This window comes from Phenylobacterium sp., assembly GCF_036821595.1.
Taxonomy (GTDB): domain Bacteria; phylum Pseudomonadota; class Alphaproteobacteria; order Caulobacterales; family Caulobacteraceae; genus Phenylobacterium.
In genome coordinates this window covers 1-6,001 of the sequence record NZ_DAISJG010000101.1, presented here as the reverse complement: position 1 = coordinate 6,001, position 6,001 = coordinate 1, and the positions used below count along the sequence as shown (strand labels likewise).

Sequence of the window (6,001 nt, the reverse complement as noted above, 5' to 3'; positions counted from 1 at the left end):
CGTCGGGTGGGGCTGAACAGGAAGTGTTCCGCCCGCGATGCCTCGTACCCGGCGCTCCAGCGCCCCTGCACACCCGACCGACCTGGCTTCGCACCTGCGCCGCGAGACCGCCGCCGCTCACAGCAGCCTTGAAGAGTCTCTTAGCCTCCTGAGTCAGCCACTCGACAGACAGCGCTTCGTGCGCGTGCTGGAGCGTTTCCACGGTTTCCATGCGGTCTGGGAGTGCGCCATCCGCCAGCGTTCGAAGTTCGCGGCCTTCCATGCGCCAAGGGCCCGCCTGCCGCACCTGCGGCGCGACCTGGCGGCGCTCGGCCGCACGACGGCGGAGATCCGGGCGCTGCCGCTCTGCGCCGAGGCCGAGCGCCTGGCCGGCGACGAGGCCGCGGCCCTGGGCTCGCTCTATGTGATGGAGGGCTCGACGCTCGGCGGGAAGCTGATCGCCCGGGCGCTGGCCGACGCCGGCTGGGCGCCCGCCGGCGGCATCACCTATTTCGACCCGTACGGCCGGCGGACGGGCGAGATGTGGCGGGGCTTCCAGGGGTTCCTGGCCGCCCAGGACCCCGACCGCGACCGCGCCGCGGCGGGGGCCCGCGAGACCTTCGCGCTGCTCGAGGAATGGCTGGCGGCATGAGCGAGACCCTGCACCCGACCACCGTGCTCGACCTCGACGCCTGCGCGGCCGAGCCGATCCGGATTCCCGGCGGGATCCAGCCGCACGGGGCGCTGCTGGTCGTCGATCCCAAGAGCTTCGCGCGCCTTCAGGCCAGCGCCAACCTGGCCGAGGTCTCGGGCCTGCCGCTCGGGCCGGGGGAGTCGCTGGCCGACCTGCCGGAGACCCTTCAGCTCACCGCGGAGCTGCGCCGGTGGCTGGCGAACGACGACCCGCAGTTCCTGCGCACGGTGACGCTGGGCGCCTTCGTCCTGCAGGTGGCCGGCCATCTGACGCCGCAGGGGCTGGTGCTGGAGTTCGAGGACCCCCCGCGCACCGAGGCCGAGACCCTGGAGGGGCTCTACCCGCGCCTGCGCCGGTTCCTCGACGCCATCGGCCACGCCGGCGACGTGCCGGCCATCGCACAGGCGGCAGTGACGGAGGTTCGCGCGATCACCGGCTTCAACCGCGTGATGCTCTATTCCTTCGACGAGGAGGGCGACGGCACGGTGCTGGCCGAGGACAGTGACGGCGTGCTGCCGTCGTACCTGGGCCAGCGCTTCCCGGCCTCGGACATCCCGGCCCAGGCGCGGGAGCTCTACCGGCAGAACCGCATCCGGCTGATCGCCAACGCCGACTACGTCCAGTCGCCGGTCGAGCCGGCCCTGAGCCCGGTGGACGGCGCCCCGCTGGACCTGTCGCAGGCGGCGCTGCGCAGCGTCTCGCCGGTGCACCTGGAATACATGCGCAACATGGGCACCGGCTCGTCCATGTCGATCTCGCTGCTGGTGGAGGGGCGGCTCTGGGGGCTGATCTCCGGCCACAGCCGGGCGCCGCGACAGGTCAACGCCCAGGTGCGGACGGCCTGCGACATCCTCGGGCAGGTGCTGTCCCTGCAGATCGAGGCCCGCGAGCAGGCGCAGCGCACCGCCGAGCGGCTGGCGCTGAAGCAGGTGGAGACCGAGCTGCTGGCGAAGCTGGCGCTGGCGCCGGGGTTCGAGACCGGGCTGGCGAACAACACGGACCTGTGGTCGGGCCTGACCAGGGCGGCGGGCGCGGCGGTGGTGCGCGGCGGCAAGGTGCTGGCCGCCGGCCTGACGCCGCCGCAGGACGAGATCCGGCGCATCGCCGACCGGCTTGGCGAGGCCGGCGAGGAAGTGGTGGCGCTGGAATCGATGACCGACGCCTGGCCGGAGGCCGAGGCCTACGCCGACCGGGCCAGCGGCCTGCTGGCGGTGTCGATCTCCCAGCTCCACTCCGACTACATCCTCTGGTTCCGGCCGGAGGTGGTGCGGACCATCGACTGGAGCGGCGACCCGTCCAAGCCGGTGGAGCCCGGGGCCGACCGGCTGCATCCGCGCAAGTCGTTCGAGCTGTGGCGCGAGCAGGTGCGGCTGCGCAGCCTGCCCTGGACGGCCGCCGAGATCGACAGCGCCACGGGCTTCCGCAGCGCGATCCAGAGCCTCGTCCTGCGCCGGGCCGAGGAGCGGGCGGAGCTGACCACCCAGCTCGAGGCGATCAACAAGGAGCTGGAGAGCTTCTCCTATTCCATCTCCCACGACCTGCGCGCGCCGTTCCGGCACATCGTGGGCTACGCCGAGCTGCTGGCCGACCGCGAGCCGGACCTAGACCCCAAGTCGCGCCACTACCTGCAGAGCATCCGCGAGTCCGGGCTGTCGGCCGGGCGGCTGGTGGACGACCTGCTGAACTTCTCCCAGCTCGGCCGCACGAACCTCGCCAAGGACCGGATCGACATGGGCAAGCTGATCGCCGAGGTGCGGCGGTCCATGGAGCCCGACCTGCAGGGCCGCGCCATCGACTGGCAGGTCGCCGCCCTGCCGTCCGCCTGGGGCGACGCGGCGATGATCCGCCAGGTGCTGCAGAACCTGATCCAGAACGCCATCAAGTACTCGGCGCCGCGCGAGCGCACGGAGATCCGCATCGAGGGCGAGGAGCGCGCCGACGGCGTCAGCTTCACCGTCAGCGACAATGGGGTGGGCTTCGACATGGCCTACGCCCACAAGCTGTTCGGCGTCTTCCAGCGGCTGCACCGCACGGAAGAGTTCGAGGGCACGGGCATCGGCCTGGCGCTCTGCAAGCGGATCGTCGAGCGGCACGGCGGAACCATCTCCGCCGCCAGCGAGCTTGGCCGGGGCGCCGCCTTCACCTTCACCCTGCCAAGGCGCGAGAGCGCACGAAAAGGAGACATCACGCGTGGCTGACCTGAGGCCGATCCTGCTGGTCGAGGACAACCCCCGGGACCTGGAGCTCACCCTGGCCGCTCTGGCCAAGTGCCAGCTCGCCAACGACATCGTCGTCGCCCGCGACGGCGCCGAGGCCCTCGACTACCTGTACCAGCGCGGCGAGCACGCCGAGCGTCTGCCGGGCGACCCGGCGGTGGTGCTGCTGGACCTCAAGCTGCCCAAGGTCGACGGCCTCGAGGTGCTCGAGAAGGTGAAGAGCGACAGCCTGCGCCGGCAGATCCCGGTGGTCATGCTGACCTCGTCGCGCGAGGAGCGCGACCTGGTGAAGAGCTACGAGCTGGGCGTGAACGCCTTCGTGGTGAAGCCGGTGGACTTCAACGCCTTCTTCGAGGCGATCCAGGACCTCGGGATGTTCTGGGCGATCCTCAACGAGCCGCCGCCGAGGGCCGCCGCCGATGCCTGATTCCGGAGTCCGGCCGGCGGGCCGCGAGATCGCAATCCTCCTCCTGGAGGACAGCGAGATCGACGCCGAACTGCTCGCGGCCCACCTGGCCAAGGCCGAGCTGGCCTTCAGCCTGCGCCGGGTGGTGAACCGCCGCGAGTTCGTCACCGCCCTGGAAGAGGGCGACTGCGAGATCATCCTGGCGGACTATTCGCTGCCGGACTTCGACGGGCTCTCGGCGCTGAACATCGCCCGCGCCCTGCAGCCGGACACGCCGTTCATCTTCGTCTCGGGCGTGGTCGGCGAAGAGTTCGCCACCAACGCCCTGAAGCGCGGCGCCACCGACTATGTGATGAAGCGCAACCTGACCCGGCTGGCGACCGCCGTGGACCGGGCGCTGGAGCAGGCGCGCGAGCGGCGGGAGCGACGGGAGGCCGAGCAGGCGCTGTCGCGCAGCGAGATGCGCGCCCGCCTGGCCATCGAGGGCGCCGAGCTCGGGCTCTGGGACTTCGACCCCCGCACCGGCGCGCTGGACTGGGACGAGCGCTGCCGGGTGCTGTTCGGCATACCTGCGGACGGCGAAGTCGACTACCCGACGTTCCTGCAGCGCATGCATCCGACCGATCGGGAGCGGGTGGACGCGGCCGTGCGGGCGGCCATCACCTGGAGCCCGGAGGCCACCGGGACCTTCGCCGAGGAATTCCGCGTCGCGCCGCCCGGCGGCGCCGAACGCTGGATCGCGACCCGCGGCCAGGCGCAGTTCGAGGAGGGTGTCTGCACCCGCATCGTGGGTATCGTGCGCGACATCACCGAGGAACGGCAGGCGCAGGAGGCGCTGCGTCGCCTGACGGGCGACCTGGAACGCCAGGTGGCCGAGCGCACCGCCGAACGGGACCGCATCTGGCGGCTGAGCCGCGACCTCTTCGCCGTGGCGGATTTCGAGGGGCGGTTCGTGCGGGTGAACCCCGCCTGGGAATCCATGCTGGGCTACGCCCCCGAGGCGCTGGTGGGCAGCAACCTTGGCCTGCTGATCCACCCGCAGGACGTCGGCCCCGCCCGCGACGTGATCGCCGGCCTCGCCCGCGGCGAGGTGCTGGAGCGCTTCGAGGACCGGCTGAAGCACGCCGACGGCAGCTGGCGCTGGATCTCGTGGACCGCCGTGCCGGAGGGCGACGCCTTCTACGCCGTGGGCCGCGACATCACCGCGGAGAAGGCGGCCGCCGAGGTGCTGGCCCAGCGCAACCGGGAGCTGGCCGAGCAGATCGAGGAGCGCGAGCGCGTCGAGGCGACGCTGCGCCAGATGCAGCGCCTGGAGGCCGTGGGCCAGCTCACCTCGGGCGTGGCGCACGACTTCAACAACCTGCTGACCGTCGTGCTCGGCAACATCACCTTCGTCGAGCGCGCCCTGGCCAAGCAGGGCGTCAACGGGCCGATCGCCGAGCGCATCGGCCACATGCGCACCGCCGCCGAGCGCGGCGCCAAGCTGACGGCGCAGATGCTCGCCTTCTCCCGGCGCCAGAAGCTGGAGCCGAAGCCGGTCGACCTGAACGAGACGGTCGCCGGGATGCGCGACCTCCTGCAGTCGACCATGGGCGGCAGCGTGCGCCTGGAGACGGTGCTGAAGCCGGATCTGTGGCCGGCCCTGGTCGACCCGACCCAGATCGAGCTGATCATCCTGAACCTGGCGATCAACGCCCGCGACGCCATGGAGGTGGGCGGCGGCCTGACGGTGGAGACCGCGAACGTCACCCTGCGCCAGCAGCCGACGCGCCCGGAGGAGCCGCCGCCGGGCGACTACGTCCTGCTCTCGGTGAGCGACACCGGCCCCGGCATGACGCCGGAGGTGCTGGCCAAGGCCTTCGAGCCGTTCTTCACCACCAAGGCGGTCGGCAAGGGCTCGGGGCTGGGGCTCGCCCAGGTCTACGGCTTCGCCAAGCAGTCCGGCGGCGGCGTCCGCATCGACACCCGGGTGGGGGAGGGGACGGCGGTGAAGGTCTACCTGCCGCGGGCGGCGGGCGCGGCCCGGCGCGAACCCGAGGTGAAGGCCAAGGCGCCGGCGGCCAGCAAGGGCGCGCGCACGGTGCTGGTGATGGACGACGACAGCGCGGTGCGGGAGATCACCGCGGCCATGCTCGCGGAGCTCGGCTACCGGGTCCTGGAGGCCGGCAGCGGCGGGGCGGCGCTCGACATCCTGCGCGAGCAGCCGGTGGACATCCTGCTGGCCGACTACGCCATGCCGGGCATGAACGGGGTGGAAGCCGCCCGTGCGGCCATGGAGCTGCGGCCGGGGACGCCGGTGCTGTTCATCACCGGCTACGCCGACCTGAAGGCCCTGCGCGACGTGGGCGAGGACCGCATCATCCAGAAGCCGTTCCGGGACGACGAACTGGCCCGCAAGGTGGAGGCCGCGATCGGCGCGGCCCCGGACGCGGGCAAGGTGGTGCCGCTCAGGCGGTAGGCTCGGACGAGCCGCCCCGCTCCAGCGTGCTGGCGGTCACGCCGCCGGTGGCGACCTTCACGCCCAGGAAGCGCATGACGCCGGCGTCGAAGCTGATGTCGTCCACGGCGATGGAGCGGTCGCGCTTCAGCTCGGCCTCGTCGCGCAGGGTCAGGCGCAGGGTCATGTCGTCAGGAGCCACGCCCTCCTGGACCGCGCGCTCGATGGCGCTCCGGAAGGTCACGGCCGCCGGGGCGGGGGGTTTGGGG

At 72.1% G+C, this 6,001-nt stretch carries 5 protein-coding genes; 4 read left to right on the top strand and 1 reads right to left on the bottom strand.

All coding sequences use genetic code 11. From position 1 onward, the window contains the following. Positions 1 to 37 precede the first annotated feature (37 nt). From V7Z97_RS18815 to V7Z97_RS18800, 4 genes are read left to right on the top strand one after another with little or no spacing between them, the layout of a single operon-like run. Positions 38 to 631, top strand: coding sequence for a biliverdin-producing heme oxygenase (locus V7Z97_RS18815; protein ID WP_334164976.1), 594 nt, complete (start codon positions 38 to 40; stop codon positions 629 to 631). After that, the gene (locus tag V7Z97_RS18810; RefSeq protein ID WP_334164975.1) at positions 628 to 2,871 is read left to right on the top strand and encodes an ATP-binding protein; all 2,244 of its coding nucleotides are present in this window, start codon (positions 628 to 630) and stop codon (positions 2,869 to 2,871) included. Before V7Z97_RS18815 ends, V7Z97_RS18810 begins: the two co-directional genes overlap by 4 nt. After that, a complete protein-coding gene (locus tag V7Z97_RS18805) occupies positions 2,864 to 3,316 on the top strand; it encodes a response regulator (RefSeq protein WP_334164974.1) in 453 nt (150 codons plus the stop codon). The genes V7Z97_RS18810 and V7Z97_RS18805 overlap by 8 nt, the downstream gene beginning before the upstream one ends. Then, positions 3,309 to 5,753, top strand: coding sequence for a response regulator (locus tag V7Z97_RS18800; protein ID WP_334164973.1), 2,445 nt, complete (start codon positions 3,309 to 3,311; stop codon positions 5,751 to 5,753). Before V7Z97_RS18805 ends, V7Z97_RS18800 begins: the two co-directional genes overlap by 8 nt. Here V7Z97_RS18800 and V7Z97_RS18795 read toward each other — a convergent pair. Continuing rightward, on the bottom strand, positions 5,743 to 6,001 hold a 259-nt coding region (locus tag V7Z97_RS18795; RefSeq protein ID WP_334164972.1), incomplete at its 5' end, for a hypothetical protein. The two genes, V7Z97_RS18800 and V7Z97_RS18795, sit on opposite strands and share 11 nt — an antisense overlap.